This is a genomic window from Chryseomicrobium excrementi (assembly GCF_002798305.1).
Classification (GTDB): domain Bacteria; phylum Bacillota; class Bacilli; order Bacillales_A; family Planococcaceae; genus Chryseomicrobium; species Chryseomicrobium excrementi.
Genome location: NZ_PCGR01000002.1, coordinates 257,248 through 284,161 on the forward strand (window position 1 = coordinate 257,248; position 26,914 = coordinate 284,161).

A 26,914-nucleotide genomic window follows, 5' to 3' on the forward strand; every position below is an offset into this window, starting at 1 on the left:
GGGAAAACAAATACCGATGAAAAACGTGAGGAGGAAATTCGATGAATATTCATGAACGTCAACAAGATGGTCAGCCACCTCAGACACAAAAACACCAACCCGGAGTCGAGTCCAAGATGGAACCAGCACCGGTGCATCCCACGGAATATAAAGGTGCCGGCAAGTTGAAGGGCAAAGTTGCTTTGATTACAGGTGGAGACAGCGGAATCGGAAAAGCGGTTGCTATGGCCTTTGCGGCGGAAGGGGCTTCCGTCGTTATCAACTATTTGGATGAAGATGAAGATGCGAAAGAGACAAAGCGTCTCATTGAAGACCGCGGCGGGAAAGTCGAGCTTGTTAAAGGAGATATTACGAGCGAAGACTTTTGCGGAAAGTTGATTGATCAAACTGTTGAAACGTTTGGCAGTCTCGATATTCTCGTAAACAATGCCGCTAAACAATTCCCTCAGAAATCTATTGAAGACATTACATCTGAACAGTGGGATTTGACATACAAAACGAATATCTATCCGATTTTCTATCTGTCCAAGCTCGCTATGCCGCATTTAGGGCAAGGAAGCGCCATTATCAATACCACTTCCGTAACTACTTATATGGGCAATGAGGAACTGATCGATTATGCATCGACAAAAGGAGCCATTGTCGGCTTCACAAGAAGTCTCGCTCAAAACGTAGCATCAAAAGGGATTCGTGTGAACATGGTGGCTCCCGGACCGATTTGGACCCCACTCATTCCATCGACATTTGATAAAGAACATGTAGAGGAGTTTGGAGTTGGCACGCCACTTGGTCGTCCAGGACAGCCTCGTGATTTAGTTGGAGCTTATGTCTTGCTGGCCTCTGAAGACGGAGCTTATATGACAGGGCAATGCATCCATGTAAATGGCGGCATGTTGATGTCCTCTTAAAGAGTAGCTGCGGCTGCTCTTTTTTCTTTTGCCATGAACGTGTACAATAGAGCATGGAAATTCAATAGAGAGAAGGCTTTACAACTCATGGTAACTATTCAACCGCAACGCCAAACGCCGACCCAGGATGATTGGGAAGCGTATTTAGATATTCAAAAGCACGGCCGTTTGACACTTTCCAGTATCGAACTCACGACCACTTATTTATGCAATATGCGCTGCGAGCATTGTGCTGTCGGCGATATTTTAGCCCTGAAAGATCCGGAACCGATTGCAATGGAGCGCATTTTAGCGCGTTTAGATGAAATTCCTCATCTGCGTACATTGAGTCTGACAGGTGGAGAGCCTTTGTTCTCGAAGAAATCATTAGAGAACGTAATCTTGCCGCTGCTAAAGTATGCGAAATCACGTGGCGTGAAGACGCAAATCAACTCCAATCTGACGATGCCTTTTGAGCGTTATGAAGCTATAGCTCCATTTCTAGATGTCTTACATATTTCTCACAACTGGGGAACTCCTGAAGACTTTATTGAAGGTGGGTTTGCCAACATGCCGACACCACCACCAGTTGCTGTTCGCCGAAAGCAATACGATGTGATGATTGAAAACAGCCGCCGTCTAGCTGAAATGGGGGTATTCATTTCTGCCGAGACCATGTTGAACAAGCGGACGCTACCTTATATAGAAGAAATCCATCGCCAAGTCGTGGAAGACATGAAGTGCAGCCGTCACGAAGTCCATCCGATGTATCCGGTCAGCTTTGCTTCGAACTTGGACGTCCTCACTCTAGAAGAGACGCGTCAAGCCATCTCGCGACTTCTGGAGGTCCGTGACCCGGATGTATGGATGTTGTTTGGAACACTTCCGTTCTATGCATGCAGTGATGCTGAAGACGATCTTCAACTGCTTCGGAAACTGCGAGAACAGAAAAACGTCACGATGCGAAATGATCCGGACGGGCGTTCGCGTCTGAACATTAATATCTTCACAGGTGAAGTGGCAGTGACGGACTTTGGAGAAGCTGCCAAGGTCGGGAATCTACTGGAAACGTCTCTTCCTGAGATTTACGAGAAGTGGTTAGGTACATCTACTGCAAAATCAATGAACTGTCATTGTCCAGCAGTCTCGTGTCTCGGACCAAACTTGCTTGTCAAAGATGCGTACTACCCACACATCGATTTTACAAAACAAAAAGCATAGCGTACGACGAACCCTGTACAGTTCTTTTTTTGAGAACTGATACAGGGTTATTTTTGTTTTATTTACACTAATAATTAGTATTATATTGATTTTTTTGATAATTAGTTAGTGAAAAAGGATTATTTTCAGTTTTTTTAGTTATTTACTCACCCTTTTCGCTTGTATAATCTTTGTCCATAGGTTATAACTAAATTGTACAAAGGGTGTACAAACACTAAACAAGCAGAGGAGAGAAGAAGATGAAGAAAATCTTGGTAACACTTGCTGTCGTTTTGTCCATGGTATTCTCGTTAGGAGCAGCTGCCCTCGCTGACAATCACGAAGGTGCAAAAGTACGAGTGGTTCACGCATCCCCGGATGCTCCAGCTGTTGATGTTTATGTGAACGGTGAATTGACATTAGAAGATGTACCATTTAAAGCGGACTCTGGATATCTAGACGTTCCTGCTGGTACTCACAATGTTGAAGTGTTCGCTGCAGGTAGCGAGTACATGGAAGGCGAAGCAGTTCTACAAGCAGATCTAACTGTTGAAGCTGGTAAAGCTTATACAGTAGCAGCTGCTAACGTATTAGAATCAATTGAGTTTGTTGTAGCTGAAGATTCAATGGAAGTAACTGAAGGCAAAACAAAAATTCGCGTAGGTCACTTATCACCTGATGCTCCAACAGTTGATGTTGGATTAATCGGTGGAGATGCAGTGTTCTCTGGCGCTACATTCCCTGGAATCACAGATTACATGGAACTAGATGCTGGCACATATGACCTTGAAATTCGTACTCCAGATGGTACTCAAGTTCTTCCTTTAGAAGGAACTGAGCTTGCTGCCAACACAGTATACAGTGTATTTGCGATCAACACTGCAGATTCATTAGAAGTTCTTGCTCTAGTGGATTACCAAGGTGCTGGTGCACCTGGCGAAATGCCATCAACTGGTCTAGGTGCTCCTGAACAAAACACAATGATGTACCTATTAGTTGCTGGTGGACTAGTCCTAGTAATGGGTGGAGCGTTTGCGTTCCGTCGTCGTTTTCAAAACTAGTGTCTTCCTTCTCTCACTGCTCCTCTTTGCAGGCTGCGCGCCTGTAGATGAGGTAGCAGTGAAAACAGAGAATGTGGGATTTGAAGTGGATGTTCCTAAAGAACGTGTGGAGCCTGTCGTCAAGGCGGCTACTCAACCTACTGAAAACCCAATAAATGCTGTACTTCAAAAAGGGACTGTCCCATTAACTCTTCGCATTCCCTCCATTGATGTGGAAGCACCCGTCCAGCATCTTGGAGTGAATGAGGAAGGCGAGATGGCCGTACCTGATGAAATTAATGAAGTCAGTTGGTTTGAACCTGGCTATAAGCCGGGACAAAATGGCCGTGCTGTTATTGCGGGTCACGTTGATGGTCTGGATGGTCCAGCTATCTTCTGGGACCTTGCAAAAGTACAGGCCGGTGACACCGTCGAAGTGGTAGGAGAGAACGAGACTCTTACATTTGAGATTTATAAGCTAGAGTCCATACCCCTTGCCCTAGCGGACGTCTCAGAAGTGTTTGGGTATACGTCTTCCCCTGAACTTGTGCTGATCACTTGCTCCGGAACCTACAACCGTGAGTGGGGAACACGCGAGGAACGATTGGTAGTCTACGCAAAATTAGTCAATTAGTCTAGAAGGAAGCAGTATCCATTCGGATGCTGCTTTTTTCATTGTGCAAGGAAGTTATTTTTCCGCTATACTAGAACAATGTGAATTGGGATAAAGGAGCGTTTTTAGTATGGAATGGAAAAATATTTTGCGTGGTTTTGCCATGGGAGTCGCGGATTTGATTCCCGGAGTAAGTGGTGGAACGATTGCCGTAATTTTAGGGATTTACGACCGCTTAATCGCCGCTATCAGTGGATTTTTTAGTCGTGAATGGAAGAGACATGCGCTTTTCTTAATTCCGCTTGGTGTCGGAATGATAGTGACGATTTTGTCTCTGAGTCGAGTGATTGACTTTTTACTGGAGAACTATTATGCACCTACACAGTTTTTCTTCTTAGGTCTGATCATAGGGATTATTCCGATGTTGTTTGGTGAATTGCATGCACGTGCTGGCTTCAAATCTTCGTATTGGATCGCTATAGCGATAGGGACAGTGTTAGTTGCCAGTATGGCATTCATTCGTCCTGCAGAAGCGGCTATTATTACGAATCTGTCGCCAGCGACAACTGCCTTATTGTTCTTCTCAGGTTGGTTGGCGAGTATGGCCATGTTGTTACCTGGAATCAGTGGTTCGTTCATCTTGCTTTTAATTGGGGTATACCCAACAGCTATCAAAGCATTATCTGATTTAAACATTCCGTTGATTTTAATAATCGGAGCAGGTGTAGGAGTTGGCTTTATTGTCAGCAGTAAGATCATTCGTTACTTACTTAGTCATAAACCGGGTATCACATTCGCTGTAATCATCGGTTTAGTCCTCGGTTCTTTGGCGGTCGTCTTCCCGGGATTACCTGAAAACGGCATGCAGTGGGGACTTAGTGTGCTAACGTTTGCAGCAGGTTGGATCATCGTGCATTTATTAAATAAAGTATCCGCATAAAAAGCATGGGCCGCGGCCCATGCTTTTACTTTTGTTTCAGTTGGCGCAAATAGTGGCGAATGGTATTCAAGTGAAGTGCTTCATGGAAGAAACTGAACAGCAAGCAACCTCCGACCGTATCAAATGTGATTCCAGATTTATTTGTGAACGGATGTGGTAGAGATACGTTCAAGTCTCCTTGATGACTTTCTTTGATACGAGCGGTCTGAGCCACTAACTGTGCACGAATTTCTGCTAGAGTCGGTGGTTCTTCTTGCCAGTCGGCCGGCTTAGTTCCTGCAGCGAACAGACGTCCATAAACCTCTGGCAAGTGAATTGGTTTTCCTGCGACTTCGTAAGCTAAGCGCTCTTGAATGTAGACGATGTGTCCAAGGTTCCAGCGGATTGAGTTCGAGTATCCTTGTGGAATAACATCCAATAAATCCTCAGGCGTTGCGTCTAAGACCTTCAGTGTTAGTGCACGAGTAGTATCCAAATGGGATGCCAAATACGGTTCCATCAAAACAACTCCTTTTTGTTTCCTCTAAGCATAACAAAATCACTTACATTTCGTCTTGAAGGAAGTGCAAAGCGGTGTGCAAGGAGAGTAAATCGTCTAAGTTTGTCAGCGTTTTTCCTGTGATTTCTTCTATGCGCCTTAACCTATAAATTAATGTGTTTGCATGAATATGAAGAGCTTCGGCAGTGGGCTTCATCTGTTGTTGATGTGAAAAGTATGTGCGCAATGTGAGAATCAAATCACTATTTTTCTCTTGATCGTAATGTAGTAAGGTTCCCATCGTTTCTTGAATATAGTTTTGAATATCTTCTTTCGGAGATTGTAACAGCAATCGATGAAGACCTAATTCATCAAAACTCAGAACGGCTTGGGTAGAATGCATTTTTTCAAGATGACGAAGCGTCTGATAGGCTTCTTGTGATGAGTAATAGGCGCGGCGAAGGTGGGAGTGCTTCTTCCCGATTCCCACAGTAGCTTTGCAATGAGTCAGCGCTTCTAACTCAGTAATCCAGCCCTTCCAAATAGTTGTTACTTGATGAACTTCTTTGTTTGGAGGTAAATGGACTATAACTTTTAGTTCACGTGAATCTAATGAAGCAAAATGAACAAATTGCTGAAAATGTTTTGTTGCTTGTTGTACAACACGCGGATACATAACGACTTTCTCGATTGGCGCATCAAACCGAGCGATGGCTACCACAAAGTCTCCATCAACTGGAAGGTGGAGACGCTTTGCTAAAAGCGGTAAATCTTCTTTTAATACTCCGGAGAAAAGCTGTTCTGCAAATTCTCCTCGCATCTGGAGTTGCGCGTCTTCTATTGCCCTAGTTTTGATAAGTTCCATAGCTAGTATACTGCTAGCGTGTTCAAGTGTATTGGTGTCAATTGCATCAAAAGGCTCTGTTTTAGAACAAAGTAACCAACCGATCGGTTCTTGCCTAGATCCTAATCGAAAAGCTACAAAATGTAGGTGCCGATCTTTAAGTTCCAGCACTTCCGTTTGTAAGGGAAAGTTAGAAGTAGAAGGGTAATGTGTCTCTATAAGTTCCTCAAGTTGAGGGGAAGAGGCGGAGACCGAAAAGTCTCTCTCTTCGTTTAGTACCGCATAGTCTACTTGTAATCGATTTCCGATGTAAGAGGTGATCTCATTCAAAGATTTACCGTTCAACACGAGTTCGGTTAACTCACGGTGAATCGTAGAAGAACGTTGAAGAGCATAGTTGACTCGCTTTACATCGTTCATGGCACGCTCTTGAGTTTGATAAAGTCGCGCGTTTTCTAATGTGACGGCTGCTTGTTGGGAAATCGCTTTGACTAATTTTAAGTCCTCATCTGAAATCTCCACAGGTTTAAATGCATCTAAAGTGATGACACCTAGACATTGCCCCTTTATTAGTAAAGGGGCGCAAATTGTGGAGTAGGGCATAGTCGGCACAGAAAGATGTAGGTACCGTTTATTTTCTGGAGACAAGGTGTCCGTGAGTGAGGTCACGGATTCTCTCCCTTGAAACAGAACAATCTCTTTTCGGATAAAGCATTGTCCTGTCATAGATTCTCCTGGTTTTAAAGCGACTTTATCGATAATGGTCTTATCGAGGACAGTTGTCTTTTTTGCAATCAGCCGTTGTCTCTCTTCATCGAACAGAAATAAAACTCCTCCGTCAATTGCCTGGACTTGTGAGACACACACTTGCAAAAGAGACTCGATGATTGTTTCAAAGTCAAGAGAGCTATTCATGACATTGGTAGCATACAGTAAAGATTCTAATTGACGCTTTGATAAAGATTCGTTCATAGGCTTATGCTTCCAAATAATCGAGTGTCACTTGAATCAACACTTTGGCAGCATCCTTCATAGCACGTTCATCAAAATCAAATTTAGGATGATGATGTGGATACTTGGCACCCACTTCTGGGTTTCCTGCTCCTGTAAAGAAGAAAGCGCCTGGCCGCTCTAATAAGAAGTAAGAGAAATCCTCTCCTCCCATAATAGGGGGCAATTGAACGACTTGTTCGTTACCGACTACTTTTCTTGCTGCAGCAGCAACTAAGTGGGCTTCTTTTTCATGATTGATGACAGCAGGGTAGCCTTTAATGAAGTCGAATTCATAAGTAGCACCACTTCCTTCACAAACTCCTTTAAGAATACGATCCATCTCTTCAATAATTTGATCTTGTACTTCAGTATCAAAAGTGCGTACTGTTCCACCGATTTCCGCGCTATCTGGGATGACGTTGAAAGCTGAGCCGGATTTAAATGTGGCTACAGTCAAAACTGCAGGCTGAAGTGGATCGATACGACGACTCACAATTGATTGAAATTGACTTACTACCTGTGTAGCTAAATATAAGCTATCGATCGTTTCATGAGGAGACGCACCATGACCACCACGGCCATTGATTTTAATCGCAAATCGGTCAGCTGCAGCCATAGATGGGCCAGGTGCCCAGCCGATAGTGCCATAAGGGGTCATAGACCATAGGTGTGTTCCGAATACAGCGTCTACGCCTTCTAGGCAACCTGCTTCAATCATCGGTTTGGCGCCACCTGGTGCAAGTTCTTCAGCGAATTGATGGATCAATACGACATTTCCTTTTAAGTCAGCACGATGTTCTTGTAGAACTTTTGCAACAGCCAGGAGAGTTGCTGTGTGTCCGTCATGTCCACAAGCATGCATTTTTCCAGCTGCCTTCGAACGATACGGCACATCTTTTTCATCTTGAATAGCCAGAGCATCAAAATCCGCGCGCAAAGCTACGGTTTTACCTGGATGACCCCCATAAATCCGGCCGATTACACCTCGACCTCCTACTCCTGTCTCAACCTCGATTCCTAGTTCCGTTAAATAATTTGCTATGAATTTTGGAGTTTCGACTTCTTCAAATGAGAGTTCAGGATTTTCGTGAAAATGGCGGCGGATGGTGACCATCTCTTCGTATAAGCTATCGATTTGATTAAATAATGTTTCAGTAGTAGACATCATAGAACCTCCAGTGAATTGTAATACTATTCATTATACACTGATAAAATGTGATATCTATGGACAGTTACACAAAGTAAGTGTCTATTAGTTGTATAGATACACAAAAAAGAATTCTATGATTTGGTTAAACGAACATAGCTTTATTTGGATAAAGCGTTATAATGAAAACTATTAATTTTCAGAAAAGTTAGGGGAGATTGGATGGAAGCTGTAAAAAAGAGAGGTTTATTTTCAAAGTTTTTAGATGTTGTGGAAAAGGTAGGGAACAAATTACCGGATCCCGTGACGCTCTTTATTTTATTTGCTTTAGCTATTTTAGTAGTCTCCCATTTTGCTGCGATGGCGGGCCTATCCGTAATAAATCCTGGAACGAATGAAGAAGTAAAGGCTATCAGTTTGTTAACAAAGACCGGTTTTCAAGAAATCATGACCAAGATGGTGACGAACTTTGCGAACTTCCCGCCATTAGGACTCGTACTTGTGACGATGATCGGGGTTGGGCTTGCAGAGGGAGTAGGATTGATTTCCGCTCTACTTCGTAAAGTCGTTCAGGCGGCTCCGAAGAAAATGATTACTTTTGCTATTGTATTTGCTGGTGTGTTAGCTAACATGGCAGGGGATGCAGGTTTCATCGTTCTTCCTCCAATTGCGGCGCTTGTTTTCATGAGTGTCGGTCGCCACCCAATCGCTGGTATGGCTGCTGCTTATGCAGCGGTAGCGGGCGGGTTTAGTGCAAACTTGATTGTAAATATGTTAGATGCACTTCTAGCAGGCTTTACGCAGACGGCAGCTGAGATCGTAAATCCGGATATTGTCGTGAATCCAGCTATGAACTTCTATTTCTTGTTAGGTTCTTGTTTCATCATTGTACCTTTAGCTATTTGGGTAACAGAGAAAATTGTTGAACCACGTCTTCCAGAATACACAGGGCCTACATTCTCTATGGAACCCCTTAAATCAGAAGAACTCAAAGGCTTGAAACTTGCTGGTTTAGCGGCAGTCCTTTTCTTAGCTCTTGTTGCAGTGACAATCGTACCTGAGAGCGGCTGGTTACGTGGAGAAGATGGTGGCATTGTCATTTCTCCGTTCATGAGTTCTCTTGTGCCTGTAATTATGGGGTTGTTCTTATTCCCAGCACTCGCTTACGGATTTACGACTAAGTCGCTACGCAATGACAAAGATGTGGCGAATGAGATGGGGAAAGCGATGAGTTCAATGGGGCTGTATATCATTATTGCCTTCTTTGCTGCTCAGTTTATTGCTTATTTTAACTGGAGCAATCTAGGGATCATCATGGCAGTGAATGGTGCTGAACTGTTACAAGGGATTGGATTCAAAGGGCTTCCACTGTTAATTGGTTTCATCCTGTTCTCAGCCTTCTTAAATTTATTTATAGCTTCGGCTTCTGCAAAGTGGGCAATTGTAGGACCAGTCTTTGTACCAATGTTCATGTTACTCGGGTACAGTCCAGCATTTACCCAGCTTGCATACCGAATTGGAGATTCGATCACAAACCCGATAACTCCGATGTTTGCTTACTTCACTATCTTACTAGCACTTGCAAAACGTTACGATAAGAATCTAGGACTGGGTTCTCTGATTTCTATCATGCTCCCTTACTCTATCGTGTTCGGTATTGCATGGATCACATTCTTTGCGATTTGGTACTTCTTGGGACTACCATTAGGACCAGGAGCTGTTATTGAATATCCACTAGGAGGCTAAAAATGTTTACATATGAACGATTAACTCAGGCTATAGACCAGGTTCCTGCGTATCCGGGAATTGACCCTCAAGAAGTCGCTAATAAGTTAAATGAATTGATGCAGATCGGTTTGACTTCAGAAGGTGGAATGCACCGCTTTTCGTACACGACGACAGAAAAACAAGCAAAAGACGTGTTTGTTCGCTGGATGGAAGAAGCAGGTCTTGCGGTAAGCGAAGATGCTATTGGGAACCTCTATGGTCGCCTAGAAGGTGAAGATCCCTCCTTGCCAGTTGTAATGACCGGATCTCACCTAGACAGCGTTCCGAATGGCGGCGCATTTGATGGACCTCTTGGCTGTATCAGCAGCTTGCTCGCAGTTAAGGCTATCAAAGCTAGAGGCATTCATCCAAAACGTGGGATTGAAGTTGTGGTGTTTGTTGATGAGGAAGGAGCGCGTTTTCGAAATGGGATTTTCGGGAGCCGTGTCTTGATGGGAGAAGTCAGCTACGAGGATCTTCTGCGCTTTCAGGATGATGCGGGGGTTGGGCTTGTAGATGCCATGCGCGAAATGGGCTTCACTCCTGAAGATGTACAAGTGCATACTCGTCAAGCGGATGAGATTCATGCATTTTTAGAGCTTCACATCGAACAAGGCGTGAAACTAGAAGAGACGGGAACGAACATCGGAGTAGTCGAAGGAATTGCAGGTCCAGCGTGGTTGACGGCTACCTATAAAGGAAACACAGACCATGCAGGGAATACGCCGATGGACGCCAGAAAAGATACAGTTCCTGCTGCGGCAGAACTTATTTTAGAAGTTGAGAAATTGCCTCGACAGATCAATGGAACAGCAGTCGCAACTGTAGGGAAATTACACGTCTTTCCGAATGGTTCCAATGTGATTGCGGGAGAAACGCAAGTGACAGTGGATGTGCGAGATATTTACGAAGACACACGAGCTAATTTACTTGGACGAATCTATGACGCAGCTGAACGAATTGCAAAGGCAAGAGGTCTAGAAGTGACTATCGAGCAAGACGTCCAGATACCGCCTGTCTTGATTCCAGAAGAGATTCAACAAGTCATCCGAGATGCAGCTGGGGCTTGTGGCTTGTCGACAATGCCTCTTGTCAGCGGAGCAGGTCACGACGCTATGATCATGGGCAAATATGTTCCATCAGGAATGGTTTTTGTACCTAGCCATAAAGGCAAAAGCCATTCTCCAGATGAATGGACGAAACTTGCAGACTGTGTCAACGGGGTAGCTGTCATGGCAGAAGCGCTTGTTGCTCTTTCAAAATAAATCAAAAAACATCCTCTCAGCTAATTGCCGAGAGGATGTTTTCAGTTTACATAGTAGCTTTTGCTTTTAGTCTCCAGTTAATTGAAAGGAAAAGCGTAGCAATCAGGACAACTAGGCCAAGCATGAACGGATACTTCATATCGACATCATATATCGCACCAGCGAGTAACGGGCCTAAGATGTTTCCGATACTCATGTAAGAGTTGTTGAGTCCCATTGCGAGGCCTTGTTCTTTGCCGGCCATTTTCGAAATCATGGTCGTCAATACAGGACGAAGCAGGGAAGTCGCTAAGAATACTAAGAGTGTGATGCCGAAGAACATCGCGTAACTAGTAGCAATCAAGGATAGGAAGAATCCAAGAGCGGCAACAGCTAAAAATACGATTAGTAGGGCGGGCTCTCCAAATCGACGGACCAAGTAATCTACTACAAATAATTGAATGACGACACTGACTGCTCCAGTAGCTGTAATCATCCAAGCGATTTCTTGTGCTGTCGCACCGAAAGCGGCATCGACGTAAAGCCCGAGTACAGTCTCATAGGCAATCAATCCAAAGCTCATGACCATAATGATGATCAATGGAATGAAGTACGGCTTTTTCGGGGACTGCATAACATCATCGAGTAAAGAAGATTGAGGACGAGTCATGACGTCTCCTTCAGGTCGGCTCTCTTGCAGTGTGAAATAGGAAATGACTACAGCTAATAATCCGACGATAGCCGAGACGAGTAGCGGGGTCTTCGTTCCGTATTCTGCTAAGAATCCACCGATTCCAGGTCCTACGACAATACCTAGTGACATAGAGGCAGAGATGAAACTGTTCCCTTTCGCACGTTGATCCATCGTTGTGATATCCGCAACATACGCAAAGATTGCCGGGATACAGAATGCGGCACCGACGCCTCCAATAAAGCGCGAGATGTAGACGAAGAAGATGTTAGGTGCTAGGTAAAATAGCAACATGGAAAAGCCAAGGCCGAATAGCCCGAGTATGATCATCTTGCGGCGACCGTATTGGTCCGTCCAGCGGCCTCCAATAGGAGAGAAGATGAGTTGAGCTCCGGCAAACAAAGCGATGATCATCCCGGCTGCTGTCCCGCCTTGTCCTAGTTCTCGTAAATATTCAGGTAAAATCGGAAGGATCAAACCGAAGCTTCCGACAGCAATGAACATGTTCAACATTAAGATAGCTAATTTTTTTCGTTGGTCTTTTGTCATTTGGGGTCTCACTTTCTATTTCAGTACTAAACTATTATACGGACAGATAGAAGAAATAGCGACCTCTAACACTTCGTTTCACGAAAAAAGAATGTTGGCAGAATTCAAAAAGAGGTCTAGACTAAAGGCGAGGGGGGATGCGGTTCGTGACTTATTTTTCGTTGTTATTCTTTCAAATTATCGTTCCAATACTAGTCTTACTAGGACTTGGAGCCGTTCTTCAAAAGAAATTCGCATTTCGGGTCAAAGCTCTATCCCAGCTCGTCACCTATTGTTTTATGCCGGCGGCGGTCTTTATCAATCTTTATGAAACTGTGATTTCCTTACCTGTATTGACCCAAGTCATGGGGTTTATTGTTCTATTTATTCTATCGCAAATGTTACTTGGCACACTCGGTGCGAAATGGTTAGGCCTGCCTCGAGCAGAAGCGGCGGTGTTTAAAAACAGTATCGTGTTGATCAACTCAGGAAACTACGGCTTACCGGTTGCGCAACTATTGTATGCAGCCAATCCGGTAGGGGTCGCTATTCAAGTCATCATGGTCATCTTTCAAAATATCACGACGTATACATATGGTTTGTTCAATTTAATTTCTACAACAAAATCCGGTTGGGCTATCGTCAAAGAAGTTATTCGTATGCCTATCGTCGTCGCGCTTGTTTTAGGTGCACTGCTCAATCTGTTGCATGTTCCGATACCAGCTCCGATTCGCATTCCAATTGACTATGTGGCGGATGGATTTGTCGCGGTGGCATTAATTACGTTAGGAGCACAGCTTTCTACCATCGAAGTCAAGTCGGTGCTCAATAAAACGGTGTTCCTCAGCAGTTTTTTCCGTTTAGTAATGGGACCTGCTGTAGCATTTGGCTTGATCTTGCTACTAGGGTTAGAGGGAATCATCGCCCAGTCACTACTTATTGCTAGCGCGTTTCCAACATCTCGCAACAGTGCAAGTCTCGCGCTTGAATACGATGTGGATGCGGATACAGCAGCTCAAACTGTACTGTTTTCAACTGTCATCAGTGCTCTAACCGTCACATGTGTAATCTATATTTCAACTATTTTATTCAGTTAGGACGTGTCATGAAGTGGCTCAAGAATCCTCACCTAAGATTATTTTTCCTTTATTTATATCCATCGTGGCCATCTCGTTTGCAGCGATTTTTGTGAAATGGTCAGATGCTCCGGCTACGGTACTTAGTATGTACCGGATGCTGCTCGCGACTTTATTTTTACTGCCGATTGTTTGGATACGTAGGGATGAGTTCAAACATGTCACTTCGCGTGAGTGGCGTCTTCTCGCTTTCTCTGGTGTCTTTTTAGCTCTTCATTTTGCGCTATGGTTTGGTTCATTGAAACTCACAACAGTAGCGAGTTCCACCATTATCTTGGCGCTTCAGCCGATTGTTTCGCTTATCGGAGGCTTTCTTGTCTTTCGCGAGCGAACAACGCGTGCAGCTCTCGTTACAATGGGAGTGGCGGTCGTTGGCGCTGTGATGATCGGCTGGGGAGATTTTGGTCTAAGCGCAGCGGCCATTCTAGGCGATGTGTTGTCCTTTTTAAGTGTTATTGCTGTAGTTGGATACTTGCTGATCGGACAGAGCGCGGTGAAAAAGGTCTCGCACTGGATCTATAGTTTTTCTGTATTCGGCTTTGCTGGAATCGCACTAGTTCTCTATAACTTGATTGCTGGTGTTTCGTTTACTGGATACAGTGGGCAGGACTGGGGAATCTTTGTTCTTCTTGCTGTAGTCCCAACGATTTCACATATGATCAACAATTGGTTATTGAAATACGTCAATGCGACGACCATCTCGATGAGTATACTCGGAGAACCGGTCGGTGCGACATTGCTTGCTGTTTGGCTGTTAGGCGAACGCTTAACTGGATGGCAGTTAGTCGGGGGCGTCCTCGTCTTAGCTGGCGTATTCTTATTCTTGTTGCAACAAATGAGACGGAAACCTAAAATGTCAGACTATTCTTGACATTTAGTCTTTCTATCATTTATGATGACAGTACTTACTGGAGGAGAAACTCATGGTCTCATCAAAAGACGTAGCAAAATTTGCAGGTGTCTCTCAAACTACCGTGTCTCGAGTGTTAAATGCACCGGAGACTGTAAAAGAGAAGACGCGTCAACGTGTGTTGGACGCCATCGAGACCTTGAATTATCATCCAAATGCAATTGCTCGGTCATTAGTCAGCAACTCTACTCGGTCTATCGCTCTAGTGTCCGGACCTTTACATAATCCATTTTTTGCGGACTCTGTCACAGCTATCATTCAATTTGCGCGGTTGCAAGGCTATCAAGTCACCGTACATTTTGAAGATTTAGGGAGCAATGAAAGTGTTTTTGAAAGTTTAGCTAAGTCTAAAGTAGACGGTATGATTTTATCTTCTATTTATTTGGAGGACCCCATCTTTTCAAAGTTATCTCGATTCGGAGTTCCGTTTGTTTTCTTTAACCGGAAACCTGTGGAGCCGAGCCATTTTGTTGAAATTGATAATGTACATGCAGGAAGACTTGGAGCTCGGCATTTACTAGATCTTGGTCACCGCCATATTGCTTGGGTCGGAGGGCCACAAACAATGAGTACATTTGCCGGTCGATATGCCGGTTTTCGAGAAGTAATGAATGAAAATGGATACGTAACCAAACCTTCTTGGACCGTCGTGACAGATACAAGTCCACAACATATTCACAAACAGATGATTCGATTGCTTAAAGAGAAGGAAAAACCTACAGCTATTTTTGCTGCAACCGATTCCATTGCTATATATGTGTTAGATGTCCTGAAATCTATGGGATACCGAGTGCCTGAAGATATCAGTGTATTAGGGATTGATAATGTCACATGGAGTGGCCATTCTTCATTTAATTTAACGACGATTGGCGCTACCTACCCAAAAAATTTAGGGCAAGTTGGGGTGGAGATATTATTTTCTATAATGGAATCTCCAAGTGAAAAGTGGATTCAAAAAACAATACCCGTTCACTTGATTCCAAGAGGTACGACTGCCTCGATCTAGTTTGGCGATGGATGAAAATGAAATCGCTTTCGAAAAAATGAATACGTAACCATTCAAAGGGGGTGAGGCTTCAGGCAAAACGAATCAGGAGACGACGTTGCTTCTTTCACGGGATAAAAAGGAGGAAATTAGAGTGACTCATATTATTCAACCGCAAAAAAAGTTGTATGTGATGGATAACGGACGGATGCGTATGGACAAGAACTGGATGATTGCCATGCACAATCCTGCTACACTTACGAATCCAAATGCTCCAACAGAATTTGTTGAATTTCCTGTTTACACTGTACTAATTGATCATCCAGAAGGAAAAATCCTTTTTGATACAGCGTGCAATCCCAATTCAATGGGACCAGAAGGCCGTTGGGGTCAAGCGACGCAACAAATGTTTCCGATTGATATGCCTGAAGCTTGCTATTTACACAACCGACTAGGAGAGCTTGGCGTCCACCCGAAAGATATCAAGTATGTTGTAGCCTCCCATCTGCATCTTGATCATGCAGGATGTCTAGAATTATTCACAAATGCACAAATCATTGTTCACGAAGACGAATTCAATGGCACTCTTCAAACTTACGCGCGCAATCAAAAAGAAGGAGCATATGTGTGGGGAGATATTGATGCTTGGATCAAAAACAATTTGCAATGGAATACGATTAAACGGAATGAAGACCGGTTACAGCTTCTCCCTGGTGTAGAAGTTTTGAATTTTGGTAGTGGACATGCTTGGGGAATGCTCGGTCTACGAATTGATATGCCGGAAACAGGTGGTATCATCTTGGCATCTGACGCTATTTATACAGCTGAAAGTTTCGGTCCTCCAGTGAAACCACCTGGAATTCTATATGACTCAGTAGGATATAACGCAACGGTAGAGCGTATTCGGAAGTTGGCAAAAGAGACGAACTCTCAAGTCTGGTTTGGACATGATGCCAATCAGTTTGCTAATTTTAGAAAATCGACAGAAGGCTACTACGAGTAAGGAGAGATAGGATGAGTTATTCTCAATTGGTATTTGCTCCTCTCAGTTTCACAGGATGGGGAGCTCTGAAAGAGTTGATTCCACAAGTTGAAACGTTTTCGCCAAAAAAGATTTTAGTTCTTACGGACCCCATGTTGGACAAACTGGGATTGACGAAACAGGTCACGGACCCACTTCATGATAACGGGTTTGAAGTCGTTGTCTCGACCGATGTAGAGCCAGAACCGCCTCTAGAATTGGGAGAACGATTGGTAGCCTTTACACGTGAAGGAGATTTTGATTTAGTTATCGGGTTTGGAGGGGGAAGTGCTTTAGACCTTGCGAAGTTAGCCGCGGTTCTAGCTAAGAATGAAGGAAACGTGTCAGAGTATATGAACTTAACGGCAACACGGACAATTCAACAGAAGGGCCTTCCTAAAATCCTAATTCCTACTACTGCAGGAACAGGTTCTGAAGTAACCAATATTTCTGTATTGTCTTTAGAATCTTCAAAAGATGTAGTGGCGCATCCCGCGCTAATTGCAGATGTGGCCATAGTAGATCCCGCTCTAACCGTGACGGTGCCACCTCGAGTAACAGCAGCAACAGGAGTAGATGCTTTGACGCATGCAATCGAAGCCTACGTTTCAGTCAATGCCTCTCCGACTTCGGATGCATTAGCTCTTCATGCCATCCGCATGATGAGTCGTGCGATTCGGACAGCAGTTCATGACGGGCAAGACCGAGAAGCTAGAACTGCAATGAGCCATGGCAGTTACATCGCTGGACTGGCGTTCTTTAATGCGGGAGTAGCTGGCGTTCATGCGCTCGCCTATCCACTCGGCGGACAGTTTCATATCCCGCATGGAGAATCCAATGCGGTGCTTCTTCCTTATGTGATGAACTATATTCGCAAATCTACCGTGACACGTATGAGAGATATATACGAAGCGCTTGGTGGCAATGCATCCCTAATGAGTGATGAGGAAGCCTCTTATGCCTGTGTAGACGAACTTGTTCGACTGGTTAAAGATGTAGGAATTCCTCATACCTTAAAAGAGTTTGATATTCCAGAATCAGCAATCGAATCCTTAACGCAAGATGGTGTGAAACAGAAGCGGATTCTTGCTCGCAGTCCATTGCCACTCCTTGAAGACGACATTCGAAAAGTTTATACAGCTGCTTACAGTGGTAAACTTACAGAACCAACATGAATAAAGGAGTGGAAAAATGAACTATTCATTAATCATAAATGGACAAGAAACAGGAAAAGATTTGGAGCAAGCAGAGGTGACAAATCCTGCAACAGGTGAAGTTGTCGGAACCGTTCCTAAAGGGGGCCAAACAGAAGCTCGTCAGGCAACGGATGCCGCTTTTGAGGCGTTTAAAACTTGGTCAAAACTGTCTGCTTATGAGCGCACAGAAAAGCTTGCTGCATGGGCTAAGTTGATGGATGAACATACAGATGAAATCGCCGAATTAATGACTCGCGAGCAAGGGAAACCGTTTGAAGAAGCAAAAGGTGAAGTCAAGTATGCAAATGGCTTCTTTAAGTGGTACGCAGAGGAAGGAAAACGTATTTACGGAGAGACGATTCCTGCAACAACAGCGAACAAGCGCATCTTTGTACACAAACAACCAGTTGGTGTCGTCGCAGTCATCACTCCTTGGAACTTCCCAGCAGCGATGATCACTCGAAAAGTAGGTCCAGCTATCGCTAGTGGATGTACAGTAGTCATCAAGCCTGCGAACTTAACACCACTCACAGCAATTCGCATGGTCCAACTTGCTAAAGAAGCAGGTATTCCAGACGGAGTCGTCAACATTGTAACAGGGGACTCGAAAGCGATTGGACAAGAGTGGATGCAAGATATGCGCGTCCGCAAATTGACGTTCACGGGCTCTACAGAAGTCGGGAAAGAACTGATGAAAGGTTCCGCGGACACAGTGAAGAAGATCTCTCTAGAGCTTGGTGGGCATGCACCATCTATCGTTATGGACGACGCCAACTTCGATAAAGCTGTTGAACATGTGATGAGCGCAAAATACCGAAACGCTGGTCAAACGTGCGTCTGTATCAACCGCGTTTATGTACATGAAAAGATTGCGGACAAGTTCGCGGAGGCGCTTGCTGAAAAGTCGAAGCAGCTGAAGGTCGGGAACGGGTTAGAAGAAGGTGTCAACATTGGTCCATTGATCAACGAGGACGCTGTAAAGAAAGTAGAAAAACACGTGCAAGATGCAAAAGACAAAGGTGCGAAAGTACTGACCGGTGGTGAGAAGAAAGAAGGTCTCTTTTACGAGCCAACTGTCTTATCGGGAGCAACGGATGACATGCTTTGTATGAACGAAGAGACATTCGGTCCGCTTTTACCGATCACGACATTCAAAACTGTAGACGAAGCCATTGAACGTGCGAACGACACAGACTTCGGTTTAGCTGCTTATGTTTATACATCTTCGATTAACACGGGGATCTATATCGCTGAGAACTTGGAGTACGGGATTGTCGGTTTGAACGATGGTCTTCCATCATCACCACAAGCGCCATTCGGAGGTTTCAAACAAAGTGGGATCGGCCGAGAAGGTGGCCACCACGGGATGGATGAGTTCTTAGAAATCAAATATATTTCTTTAGATCTTGCGGAATAACTTTGACAGAGACCGTCGCCCGTGATACGTTCAGACTACAGGAACGGAAGGGGATGACACAATGTCAGAACAACCAAAGAAAATGTCACTAAAAGAAGCTGTCGCTGCACAGCTTGAAGCAAAGAAAAACAAACAACAGCAAGGTCAAGCGAGTCATGCTGGAGATGCGGGCGGTAAGAAGCTTCAGTCTCAGCAGTCTGGTAAGAAAGTGAATACGACTCGTCGCAAGATGGGGAGCTAATTGTTTGGAGCCACAACCTGGTAGCGGGTTGTGGTTTTTTTATGGGTATGTTTAGGGTAGAGGATAGGAAAGACCTTTTGAGAGGAGCAAGACACATGCCCTTTGATTACGACTTGGATTTTGAGAAAATCGACTTTCGAAAGCAGCCTGAGCTTTACCGCGTCGGTAGAGGGGAGCAAGGCGTATTACTAGTAGAACCTTATAAATCCGAAATCTTGCCATACTGGCGTTTTAAGACACCAGATATCGCAAAAGAATCGGCTGAAAAGATCATGGAGCTATTTGAAGAGTACCGGGAAAGGGATGACTTTGTTGGGATGGATATGGCGAGGAAATTCATACAGATGGGATACACGCGTGCGCGTCGCTACGCGAACTATAAAGGTGGGCGCAAATACAATGAAGACGGTTCTATCAAAGAGCGTCAAATCAATGACGAAAAAGCAGAATCTGCAGCTATTTTTAAAGAATACTGGGATCAGCTCCGGGCGGATAAAGATTATATTAAGCGAAAAAAACAGTTTCAAAAAGAGTATGGATGAGGAGGTAGGATTATGGAATGGTTCATGGCTGGGTTGATTGGAATAGGACTTAGTGCAGCGGCGGGATTTCGAGTTTTCACACCACTCTTCATAGCAAGTCTCGCGTCGTATCTCGATTGGGTCGAACTGTCATCGACCTTTGACTGGATGGGTACATTGCCGGCGCTTATTGCATTTGGAGTTGCCACACTAGTCGAAGTAGGTGCGTACTATCTTCCAGTCATCGACAACTTCTTATCTGTGCTAGCAGCTCCGGCTGCAGCTATCGCAGGAGTTTTACTCACAGCCTCGTTTCTGACAGAGGGGAGTCCTCTACTAACATGGGCAATCGCCATTATTGCAGGGGGCGGAGCGGCCACCCTGACGAATGCGGCGAGTGGGACAGCGCGTGTTGCCAGTACGGCGACGACCGCTGGAATCGCAAATCCCGCGCTATCTGTAGCGGAAGATGTGACAGCCGTCACCGTATCGGTTCTTTCTTTGTTTGTCCCGATTGTAGCATTGATCCTCGTAATCGTTGCGGTCTTTTTCATTTGGCGTATTCGTAGAAAAAGACGCATCGCCATTTGATCAGAGCGAATGCTGCAGTTCTTTGTTGCGTTCTTTAAAGACATCATTGTGCGAGGAGACCATGGCCACTTTTTCAGCCGTTGGTTCGATGTAAAGCTTCGCTCGGTTCACAGCGTTGGCGGCATCATGGAAACAGCCTGCAATGAGATTGACTTTGCTGCTGTGGATTAGGATGTCGCCCGCTGCATAAATACCTGGTACCGACGTTTCGCTTGAATCCGAACCGATGACACGTGAGTATTCATCCAACTCGAAATCGAACGAACTGTTTTGGAGGAGTTCCGCGTCAATTTCATACCCATGATTGATGATGACTTCATCGACTTGTAGCGATGTAACTTCTCCTGTCACTTCGTCTTTGACTTCCACACAATCTATCGTTTCGCCTTGAGAGTCAGCGACTAACTTAGAAATCGTAGTATTGAACAAGCACGTGGCACCGCTTGTCATCAACTGCTCGATTTGAGCTTCGTGTGCCCCTGTGAACGCTTCTTTACGATAGACCACTGTCACGGACGCGGCTATTGGAGATAGTTCGTTGGCCCAGTCGATAGCGGCGTTTCCACCACCTGAAATCACCACATGGCGATCCTTGAACTGACCTAATGATTTCACCACATAATGCAGATTGGATACTTCAAAACGGTCTGCCCCTTCAATAGCTAACTTCTGCGGCTTTAAAATTCCACTTCCTAAAGCAAGAATCACCGTTTTTGAGTAATGAATCTCACCACTATCCGTATGAATCGCAAAGGAATCATCTTCTAGTCGCTCAAGTCGGGTCACTTTCGTGCCGAGACAGATCGTTGGATCAAACGTCTTTGCTTGCGTGATCAATTGCTCAATCAGCTTGGCAGCTGGAAGAGGCGGTTGTCCTCCAACATCCCATACCATCTTCTCCATATACACATTCAGTTTGCCTCCTAGTACATCTTGGGCATCTAGTAATTTCGTTTTCATTCCTCGCAAACCGCTATAGAAGGCAGAATAAAGGCCTGCAGGTCCTGCTCCAATGATTGTTATATCAAATACATCTCTCATAGCATTCGCTCCATTCAAATGAGAAAAGTTATCATTTATTAGTTGACATGTCGATTGTAGCGTATTAAAGTAAGTTTGTAAATGAAATTGAGAATCTTTATCAACAGGAGTGTGACTCGTGGTCCGACTACATGCACAAGATCTTCAAATTAAATATGGGGACCGTACCATCGTTGATAACTTGTCCGTGGAAATTCCGGATGAGAAAGTGACTGTCATTATTGGTTCAAACGGTTGTGGAAAGTCGACGCTGTTAAAAGCCATGACACGAATCATTCCTCATCAGCAAGGATCTGTCGTTTTAGACGGTGAGTTGATTGCGAAGGAAGACACGAAATCGCTCGCTCGTAAGATTGCTGTATTGCCTCAGACACCAGATAGTGCCGGAGCATTGACGGTGAAAGAACTGGTTTCTTACGGGAGATTCCCGCACCAGTCGCGGTTCGGCAAACTCTCTAAGCGTGACTTCGAAATCATTGATTGGGCACTGGAAGTGACGGGAACCAAGTTTTTTGAATCCCATCCGGTGGATTCCTTGTCTGGCGGGCAACGCCAACGAGTCTGGATCGCCATGGCACTCGCTCAAGAAACGGATATGATTTTTCTCGATGAGCCGACGACATACCTCGATATGGCGCACCAGCTCGAGATTTTGGAGCTCTTGCAAAAGCTCAATGAAGAAGAAAAACGCACCATTGTCATGGTGCTTCATGATTTGAATCATGCCGCCCGGTTTGCTGATTACATCATCGGCATGAAGTTTGGTCAAATCAAAACGGCAGGAACGGCGGAAGAAGTCATTCAGAAGCCAGTCCTCCGAGAACTGTTCAACATCGATGCGGAGATAGGAACCGATCCTCGTACTCAAAAACCCATTTGTATCACCTACAACTTGATCAGAGGAGACAACTAACATGAAAAAGATTTATGCATTTTTACTTGTACTAGCTACAGTTCTATTTTTAGCGGCTTGTGGCTCAGATAACGAAGCAACGGAAGGCTCTGCTGACGAGGCAGATACAGAAGAAGCAGGGACGATTACATATGAATCAGAAAACGGTCCAGTTGAAGTGCCTGCAAACCCTGAGCGCGTAGTCGTTTTAGCTACATTTGCAGGGAACGTGATGTCACTAGATGTCCCGTTAGTCGGAGTAGACGCTTGGGCAAAAGACAACCCAAACTTCCAAGAAGAGCTTGCTGATGTGGAAGTCGTAACAGACGAAGATCTTGAGAAAATCATTGAATTAGACCCAGACTTGATTATTGGTCTGTCGGATATGAAGAACGTAGACAAGTTAAGTGAAATCGCTCCTGTTGTCACATATACGTATGGGAAAGTAGACTACTTAACGCAACACATTGAAATTGGTAAGCTTTTAAACAAAGAAGAAGAAGCGCAAGCTTGGGTCGATGACTTCAATGCACGTGCCGAACAAATTGGACAAGATATCAAAGCGGAGCACGGAGAAGATGTAACCGTTTCTGTAATTGAAAGCTTTGAAAAACAATTGTATGTCTTTGGCGACAACTGGGGACGTGGAACGGAAATCTTGTACCAGGCAATGGGTCTAGGCATGACGGATAAAGTAAAAGAGATGGCATTAAAAGACGGATACTACGCATTGTCTTCAGAAGTCCTTCCTGAATATGCAGCAGATTTCATCGTCTGGAGCCGTCACGGGGATGCAGACAATTCATTCGCAGAAACAGAAACATTTAAAAATATTCCAGCTGTAAAAGACGGGAAATTGCTTACTGTAGATGCAGCAGCGTTCTACTTCAATGACCCAATCACTTTAGATTTCCAACTAGATACATTTAAAGACGGATTTTTAGGAGAGTAATATGTGGAAGTGGAAGCTACAAAACTACCCGTTTCGATATAAATTAATCATCAGCCTCGTGGTCCTCATGGGCGCATTTGTGCTGGCGGTCGTGGTAGGGGCAGCGAACACTTCAATCCAAGACGTATTGGCGGCGTTTGGCATCGGGGAAGCAACCGGAGCCTCCGTCATCCTACAAGAAATCCGAATACCACGCGAAGTAGCCGCTGCCCTTGTTGGCGCGGCTCTTGGTGTTTCTGGCGCTATCATTCAAGGGATGACTAGAAACCCGCTCGCAGATCCTGGTCTTCTCGGATTGACAGCAGGAGCTAATGCTGCGCTTGCTATTGGTCTGGCAGCCTTTCCATCGCTTCCGTACATTGGTGTGATGGTTGCATGCTTTATCGGAGCAGCTGTAGGTGCGGCTCTCGTCTTTGGATTGAGTTCGTTTCACCCAGAAGGATTCTCGACCATTCGAATTGTTCTTGCAGGTGCGGCAATTTCTGCGTTCCTGTATGCCATTGCAGAAGGCGTCGGAATTTACTTCAAACTGTCTCAACAAGTCTCGATGTGGACCGCAGGAGGGATGATTGGGACGACGTGGACTCAAGTAGGGATTATGGTTCCGTTCGTTGTCATAGGTGGCCTCGTGGCGATTCTGTACGCGCGTCATTTGACGATACTAAGCCTCAGTGAAGAAGTAGCCGTAGGGCTTGGTCAAAAGACGCTTCAAGTAAAGATTGTGATGTTTGTATTGGTTGTCATGCTGACAGGTGCCTCTGTGGCTCTAGTCGGAAACTTGGCTTTCTTTGGATTGATGGTTCCACATTTAGTGCGTCCTCTTGTGGGAACAGACTACCGTTTTGTTTTGCCAATGTCGTTGATAGTCGGTGCCATGTTTATGCTGTTCGCAGATACAGTCGCTAGGACCATCAATGCTCCGTATGAAACACCAGTCGCTTCAGTCGTAGCGATTCTCGGACTTCCATTCTTCTTATTCTTAGTGCGAAGAAGCGGAGGTGCGTTCAGATGATGGATACAAAAGCACGTAAGCGTCAGAAGTGGCTGCTTGCAGGGTTTTCACTTGCGATTTTGACTACGATTTTTGTAAGTCTGGGTCTTGGCGATGCGGCCGTTTCTTATAACCGAATCGGAGCTGTGCTCGCAGGAGAAGGAACTTTCAAAGAGCAATTTGTGTTCTTTGATATTCGTCTGCCTCGTATTTTAGTCACGTTGCTTGCAGGGATGGCGTTAGCATTGTCGGGAGCATTGCTACAGGGAATCACCCGGAATGATCTGGCGGACCCTGGAATCATCGGAATTAACTCAGGGGCTGGAGTGGCGGTAGCTATTTACTTCTTATACATGCCACTTGAAGCCGGGGCATTTGCATATGCGTTACCTGTTATTGCCTTCTTAGGAGCTTTCCTAACAGCTGCAGCAATTTATTTCTTTTCTTACGACCGGATTCTTGGTGTGCAACCCGTCCGTCTCGTACTGGTCGGTGTGGGATTTTCAATGGCTCTTTCGGGAATGATGGTGTTGTTGATCTCTTCAGCGGACAGAGAAAAAGTCGATTTTATCGCTCGGTGGTTGGCAGGGGATATCTGGGGGACGGACTGGCCATTTATTTTAGCGTTACTGCCTTGGATCGTGTTATTGGTGCCAATCGCTCTCATGAAAGCATACAGACTGAACATACTAGGGCTAGGCGAACAAGTGGCAATAGGCCTTGGATTACCAATTGAGCGGGAGAGGATGACGTTGAGCGTCATCGCAGTCGCTTTAGCTGCTTCTGCCGTATCCGTGACAGGTGGAATCTCGTTTGTAGGACTCATGGCGCCGCACATTGCACGACAGCTTGTAGGTCCACGGCATCAGTTGTTCCTGCCGATTAGCCTATTGATTGGAGGACTCTTTTTACTGATAGCCGATACGATCGGCCGAACAGTACTGGACAGTGGCAACATCCCAGCAGGCGTAATCGTTGCTCTCATTGGAGCGCCGTACTTCGTGTACTTATTAATGGCAAAAAGATAAGGAACATGTGAAAATAAGACAATAGATAGAAATCGGCTAATGAGAGCGTTTTTCATTTACTTTTGATGAGAAATTTGATAAGATGCCGATAGTTGTCTGTCGTCAGACATCTTCAAGGGGTGAATCATGTAAGAAAGCGTTTTCGCGATCTTGCACACTAAACGAAAAGAAGGTGCACATGTTGAATATTCTCTGGGGTCTTGCAGGTATTGTTGTCGTCCTTGGAATTGCATTTTTATTGTCTTCGGCAAAGAAATCTATTAAACCACGTACAATCATTGGTGGTTTAGCGATTCAAGTTCTTTTTGCTTTTATCGTATTGAAATGGGAAGTGGGTCGTGATGGTCTGTTATGGCTAACGAACGCGGTCCAAAACATGATCAGCTACGCAAACGAAGGGATTGCCTTTGTATTTGGTCCTCTTGGAGATGCTGAAAACGGTGTTGGATTCGTCTTCGCATTCCAAGTACTCGTGATCATTATTTTCTTCTCTTCTTTAATTTCGGTTCTTTACTACTTAGGAATTATGCAGATCATCATTAAATTTATTGGTGGTGGGCTAGCTAAGTTGCTAGGTACAAGTAAAGCGGAATCCGTTTCAGCTGCAGCGAACATCTTCGTAGGGCAGACAGAAGCACCATTAGTAGTTCGTCCGTTTATCGCGAAAATGACACAATCAGAATTGTTTGCTGTCATGACAGGGGGACTAGCCTCTGTTGCAGGTTCCGTTCTTGTCGGATATGCGTTACTAGGTGTTCCATTAGAATACTTATTAGCAGCGAGCTTTATGGCTGCACCAGCTGGTCTGGTCATGGCAAAAATGATGATGCCAGAAACAGAAGAAGTGGATGATTCCAACTTTGAGATGGAAAAAGACACAAACTCAGTAAACGTCATTGATGCTGCAGCCAATGGAGCTAGTGACGGTCTCCGTCTAGCCTTGAACGTTGGAGCTATGTTGATTGCTTTTATCGCTTTGATTGCATTGATCAACGGAATTCTTGGATTCTTCGGAGGTCTTGTAGGAGCACCGAACCTTTCTCTTGAATTGATTCTTGGATATATCTTCTCACCACTTGCATTTGCAATTGGAGTGCCATGGGTAGAGGCTGTTCAAGCGGGTTCTTACATCGGCCAGAAATTAGTATTGAATGAGTTTGTCGCATACTCTTCGTTCGCACCAGAAATTGCAAACCTGTCACCTAAGACTGTCTTAATTGTCAGCTTTGCACTTTGTGGATTTGCCAACTTGAGCTCGATGGCAATCTTACTAGGTGGACTTGGAGCCCTTGCACCAAACCGCCGCCCGGATATCGCTCGTCTTGGTATTCGTGCCGTAGCAGCAGGTACACTCGCTTCGCTACTAAGCGCTTCTATTGCGGGTATGTTTTTCTAACTTTTAGATGTGAAAGGCGTTTGGTCAGAAATCTCGCGAAAGCCAGGCGCACCAAGTGAGGCGTTCTTTGCCTCGGTTGGGGTGAATGGTTTTTGCGTGTATTTCTAACGCCTGCAACTCGATTACTTTAGATGTGGAACAGGCTTGCCCAGAAGCTCCTCGGGAATCGGGCGTGCCCTGTGAGGCGTTTTGTGCTTCATAGGGTGCGTCCGATTTTTGAGTGT

The 26,914-nt window shown here is 44.9% G+C and carries 26 protein-coding genes; 21 read left to right on the plus strand and 5 right to left on the minus strand.

Going from position 1 to position 26,914, the window contains the following annotated elements:
• Positions 1–41: 41 nt before the first annotated feature.
• The 5 genes from CQS04_RS05970 (at position 42) to CQS04_RS05990 (ending at position 4,680) form a co-directional block, all read left to right on the plus strand.
• Positions 42–908, plus strand: coding sequence for an SDR family oxidoreductase (locus CQS04_RS05970; RefSeq protein ID WP_100353261.1), 867 nt, complete (start codon positions 42–44; stop codon positions 906–908).
• An 87-nt stretch (positions 909–995) separates the two neighbouring features.
• Positions 996–2,108, plus strand: a complete 1,113-nt coding sequence (gene yfkAB, locus CQS04_RS05975) for a radical SAM/CxCxxxxC motif protein YfkAB (RefSeq protein ID WP_100353262.1) — start codon at positions 996–998, stop codon at positions 2,106–2,108.
• Positions 2,109–2,347: 239 nt separating this feature from the next.
• Entirely contained in the window at positions 2,348–3,148 is an 801-nt protein-coding gene (locus CQS04_RS05980) for a DUF4397 domain-containing protein (protein WP_100353263.1), read from the plus strand.
• A gap of 58 nt (positions 3,149–3,206) precedes the next feature.
• On the plus strand, positions 3,207–3,761 hold the full coding sequence (locus CQS04_RS05985) for a class F sortase (RefSeq protein WP_245858763.1): 555 nt from the start codon (positions 3,207–3,209) through the stop codon (positions 3,759–3,761).
• Positions 3,762–3,870: 109 nt separating this feature from the next.
• Entirely contained in the window at positions 3,871–4,680 is an 810-nt protein-coding gene (locus CQS04_RS05990) for a DUF368 domain-containing protein (RefSeq protein ID WP_100353265.1), read from the plus strand.
• 25 nt (positions 4,681–4,705) lie between these two features.
• On the opposite strand, the gene CQS04_RS05995 is transcribed toward CQS04_RS05990, so the two are convergent.
• From CQS04_RS05995 to CQS04_RS06005, 3 genes are read right to left on the minus strand one after another with little or no spacing between them, the layout of a single operon-like run.
• Positions 4,706–5,179, minus strand: coding sequence for a DinB family protein (locus tag CQS04_RS05995; RefSeq protein WP_100353266.1), 474 nt, complete (start codon positions 5,177–5,179; stop codon positions 4,706–4,708).
• Between the two features lie 43 nt (positions 5,180–5,222).
• On the minus strand, positions 5,223–6,974 hold the full coding sequence (locus CQS04_RS06000) for a helix-turn-helix domain-containing protein (protein WP_100353267.1): 1,752 nt from the start codon (positions 6,972–6,974) through the stop codon (positions 5,223–5,225).
• Between the two features lie 4 nt (positions 6,975–6,978).
• On the minus strand, positions 6,979–8,160 hold the full coding sequence (locus CQS04_RS06005; protein WP_100353268.1) for a M20 family metallopeptidase: 1,182 nt from the start codon (positions 8,158–8,160) through the stop codon (positions 6,979–6,981).
• 204 nt (positions 8,161–8,364) lie between these two features.
• Between CQS04_RS06005 and CQS04_RS06010 the strand changes: the two genes are divergently transcribed.
• A complete protein-coding gene (locus tag CQS04_RS06010; RefSeq protein WP_100353269.1) occupies positions 8,365–9,888 on the plus strand; it encodes an AbgT family transporter in 1,524 nt (507 codons plus the stop codon).
• A 2-nt stretch (positions 9,889–9,890) separates the two neighbouring features.
• On the plus strand, positions 9,891–11,174 hold the full coding sequence (locus CQS04_RS06015) for a Zn-dependent hydrolase (protein WP_100353270.1): 1,284 nt from the start codon (positions 9,891–9,893) through the stop codon (positions 11,172–11,174).
• 46 nt (positions 11,175–11,220) lie between these two features.
• Here CQS04_RS06015 and CQS04_RS06020 read toward each other — a convergent pair whose 3' ends face one another.
• Entirely contained in the window at positions 11,221–12,393 is a 1,173-nt protein-coding gene (locus CQS04_RS06020; RefSeq protein WP_100353271.1) for an MFS transporter, read from the minus strand.
• A gap of 146 nt (positions 12,394–12,539) precedes the next feature.
• On the opposite strand from CQS04_RS06020, the gene CQS04_RS06025 reads away from it, so the two are divergent.
• The 9 genes from CQS04_RS06025 to CQS04_RS06065 all read left to right on the plus strand — a co-directional run bounded on the left by CQS04_RS06025 (position 12,540) and on the right by CQS04_RS06065 (position 20,390).
• The gene (locus CQS04_RS06025; protein WP_100353272.1) at positions 12,540–13,469 is read left to right on the plus strand and encodes an AEC family transporter; all 930 of its coding nucleotides are present in this window, start codon (positions 12,540–12,542) and stop codon (positions 13,467–13,469) included.
• Positions 13,470–13,482: 13 nt separating this feature from the next.
• Positions 13,483–14,379, plus strand: a complete 897-nt coding sequence (locus CQS04_RS06030) for a DMT family transporter (RefSeq protein ID WP_100353273.1) — start codon at positions 13,483–13,485, stop codon at positions 14,377–14,379.
• Positions 14,380–14,431: 52 nt separating this feature from the next.
• The gene (locus tag CQS04_RS06035; RefSeq protein WP_100353274.1) at positions 14,432–15,424 is read left to right on the plus strand and encodes a LacI family DNA-binding transcriptional regulator; all 993 of its coding nucleotides are present in this window, start codon (positions 14,432–14,434) and stop codon (positions 15,422–15,424) included.
• Positions 15,425–15,557: 133 nt separating this feature from the next.
• Entirely contained in the window at positions 15,558–16,406 is an 849-nt protein-coding gene (gene ahlS / locus CQS04_RS06040) for an AhlS family quorum-quenching N-acyl homoserine lactonase (protein WP_094943440.1), read from the plus strand.
• 11 nt (positions 16,407–16,417) lie between these two features.
• Positions 16,418–17,599: an iron-containing alcohol dehydrogenase gene (locus CQS04_RS06045; protein WP_100353275.1), complete on the plus strand. Its 1,182-nt coding sequence runs from the start codon at positions 16,418–16,420 to the stop codon at positions 17,597–17,599.
• A 16-nt stretch (positions 17,600–17,615) separates the two neighbouring features.
• Positions 17,616–19,037 (plus strand): NAD-dependent succinate-semialdehyde dehydrogenase, encoded by a 1,422-nt coding sequence (locus tag CQS04_RS06050; RefSeq protein ID WP_100353276.1) that lies wholly within the window; start codon positions 17,616–17,618, stop codon positions 19,035–19,037.
• A 61-nt stretch (positions 19,038–19,098) separates the two neighbouring features.
• The gene (locus CQS04_RS06055; protein ID WP_094943444.1) at positions 19,099–19,278 is read left to right on the plus strand and encodes a hypothetical protein; all 180 of its coding nucleotides are present in this window, start codon (positions 19,099–19,101) and stop codon (positions 19,276–19,278) included.
• A 95-nt stretch (positions 19,279–19,373) separates the two neighbouring features.
• Positions 19,374–19,820: a DUF4385 domain-containing protein gene (locus CQS04_RS06060; protein WP_100353277.1), complete on the plus strand. Its 447-nt coding sequence runs from the start codon at positions 19,374–19,376 to the stop codon at positions 19,818–19,820.
• A 12-nt stretch (positions 19,821–19,832) separates the two neighbouring features.
• Positions 19,833–20,390, plus strand: coding sequence for a DUF4126 domain-containing protein (locus CQS04_RS06065; protein ID WP_100353278.1), 558 nt, complete (start codon positions 19,833–19,835; stop codon positions 20,388–20,390).
• Here CQS04_RS06065 and CQS04_RS06070 read toward each other — a convergent pair whose 3' ends face one another.
• Complete coding sequence (locus CQS04_RS06070) at positions 20,391–21,431, minus strand: NAD(P)/FAD-dependent oxidoreductase (protein ID WP_100353279.1); 1,041 nt, start codon at positions 21,429–21,431, stop codon at positions 20,391–20,393.
• 118 nt (positions 21,432–21,549) lie between these two features.
• Between CQS04_RS06070 and CQS04_RS06075 the strand changes: the two genes are divergently transcribed.
• The 5 genes from CQS04_RS06075 to CQS04_RS06095 all read left to right on the plus strand — a co-directional run bounded on the left by CQS04_RS06075 (position 21,550) and on the right by CQS04_RS06095 (position 26,690).
• Entirely contained in the window at positions 21,550–22,344 is a 795-nt protein-coding gene (locus tag CQS04_RS06075) for an ABC transporter ATP-binding protein (RefSeq protein WP_100353280.1), read from the plus strand.
• Between the two features lies 1 nt (position 22,345).
• Positions 22,346–23,275, plus strand: a complete 930-nt coding sequence (locus CQS04_RS06080) for an iron-hydroxamate ABC transporter substrate-binding protein (RefSeq protein WP_100353281.1) — start codon at positions 22,346–22,348, stop codon at positions 23,273–23,275.
• A 1-nt stretch (position 23,276) separates the two neighbouring features.
• Positions 23,277–24,287 (plus strand): FecCD family ABC transporter permease, encoded by a 1,011-nt coding sequence (locus tag CQS04_RS06085; RefSeq protein WP_100353282.1) that lies wholly within the window; start codon positions 23,277–23,279, stop codon positions 24,285–24,287.
• A complete protein-coding gene (locus tag CQS04_RS06090) occupies positions 24,284–25,294 on the plus strand; it encodes a FecCD family ABC transporter permease (protein WP_100353283.1) in 1,011 nt (336 codons plus the stop codon). Before CQS04_RS06085 ends, CQS04_RS06090 begins: the two co-directional genes overlap by 4 nt.
• A gap of 181 nt (positions 25,295–25,475) precedes the next feature.
• Positions 25,476–26,690, plus strand: coding sequence for a NupC/NupG family nucleoside CNT transporter (locus CQS04_RS06095; RefSeq protein ID WP_100353811.1), 1,215 nt, complete (start codon positions 25,476–25,478; stop codon positions 26,688–26,690).
• The last annotated feature ends 224 nt before the right edge of the window (positions 26,691–26,914 follow it).

What these genes read in the sequence shown, in the direction of transcription:
- CQS04_RS05970 (WP_100353261.1), top strand. Translation starts at nt 42, where the DNA reads ATGAATATTCATGAACGTCAACAAGATGGTCAGCCACCTCAGACACAA.
- yfkAB (WP_100353262.1), top strand. Translation starts at nt 996, where the DNA reads ATGGTAACTATTCAACCGCAACGCCAAACGCCGACCCAGGATGATTGG.
- CQS04_RS05980 (WP_100353263.1), top strand. Translation starts at nt 2,348, where the DNA reads ATGAAGAAAATCTTGGTAACACTTGCTGTCGTTTTGTCCATGGTATTC.
- CQS04_RS05990 (WP_100353265.1), top strand. Translation starts at nt 3,871, where the DNA reads ATGGAATGGAAAAATATTTTGCGTGGTTTTGCCATGGGAGTCGCGGAT.
- CQS04_RS05995 (WP_100353266.1), bottom strand. Translation starts at nt 5,179, where the DNA reads ATGGAACCGTATTTGGCATCCCATTTGGATACTACTCGTGCACTAACA.
- CQS04_RS06000 (WP_100353267.1), bottom strand. Translation starts at nt 6,974, where the DNA reads ATGAACGAATCTTTATCAAAGCGTCAATTAGAATCTTTACTGTATGCT.
- CQS04_RS06005 (WP_100353268.1), bottom strand. Translation starts at nt 8,160, where the DNA reads ATGTCTACTACTGAAACATTATTTAATCAAATCGATAGCTTATACGAA.
- CQS04_RS06010 (WP_100353269.1), top strand. Translation starts at nt 8,365, where the DNA reads ATGGAAGCTGTAAAAAAGAGAGGTTTATTTTCAAAGTTTTTAGATGTT.
- CQS04_RS06015 (WP_100353270.1), top strand. Translation starts at nt 9,891, where the DNA reads ATGTTTACATATGAACGATTAACTCAGGCTATAGACCAGGTTCCTGCG.
- CQS04_RS06020 (WP_100353271.1), bottom strand. Translation starts at nt 12,393, where the DNA reads ATGACAAAAGACCAACGAAAAAAATTAGCTATCTTAATGTTGAACATG.
- CQS04_RS06035 (WP_100353274.1), top strand. Translation starts at nt 14,432, where the DNA reads ATGGTCTCATCAAAAGACGTAGCAAAATTTGCAGGTGTCTCTCAAACT.
- CQS04_RS06045 (WP_100353275.1), top strand. Translation starts at nt 16,418, where the DNA reads ATGAGTTATTCTCAATTGGTATTTGCTCCTCTCAGTTTCACAGGATGG.
- CQS04_RS06050 (WP_100353276.1), top strand. Translation starts at nt 17,616, where the DNA reads ATGAACTATTCATTAATCATAAATGGACAAGAAACAGGAAAAGATTTG.
- CQS04_RS06055 (WP_094943444.1), top strand. Translation starts at nt 19,099, where the DNA reads ATGTCAGAACAACCAAAGAAAATGTCACTAAAAGAAGCTGTCGCTGCA.
- CQS04_RS06060 (WP_100353277.1), top strand. Translation starts at nt 19,374, where the DNA reads ATGCCCTTTGATTACGACTTGGATTTTGAGAAAATCGACTTTCGAAAG.
- CQS04_RS06065 (WP_100353278.1), top strand. Translation starts at nt 19,833, where the DNA reads ATGGAATGGTTCATGGCTGGGTTGATTGGAATAGGACTTAGTGCAGCG.
- CQS04_RS06070 (WP_100353279.1), bottom strand. Translation starts at nt 21,431, where the DNA reads ATGAGAGATGTATTTGATATAACAATCATTGGAGCAGGACCTGCAGGC.
- CQS04_RS06080 (WP_100353281.1), top strand. Translation starts at nt 22,346, where the DNA reads ATGAAAAAGATTTATGCATTTTTACTTGTACTAGCTACAGTTCTATTT.
- CQS04_RS06085 (WP_100353282.1), top strand. Translation starts at nt 23,277, where the DNA reads ATGTGGAAGTGGAAGCTACAAAACTACCCGTTTCGATATAAATTAATC.
- CQS04_RS06090 (WP_100353283.1), top strand. Translation starts at nt 24,284, where the DNA reads ATGATGGATACAAAAGCACGTAAGCGTCAGAAGTGGCTGCTTGCAGGG.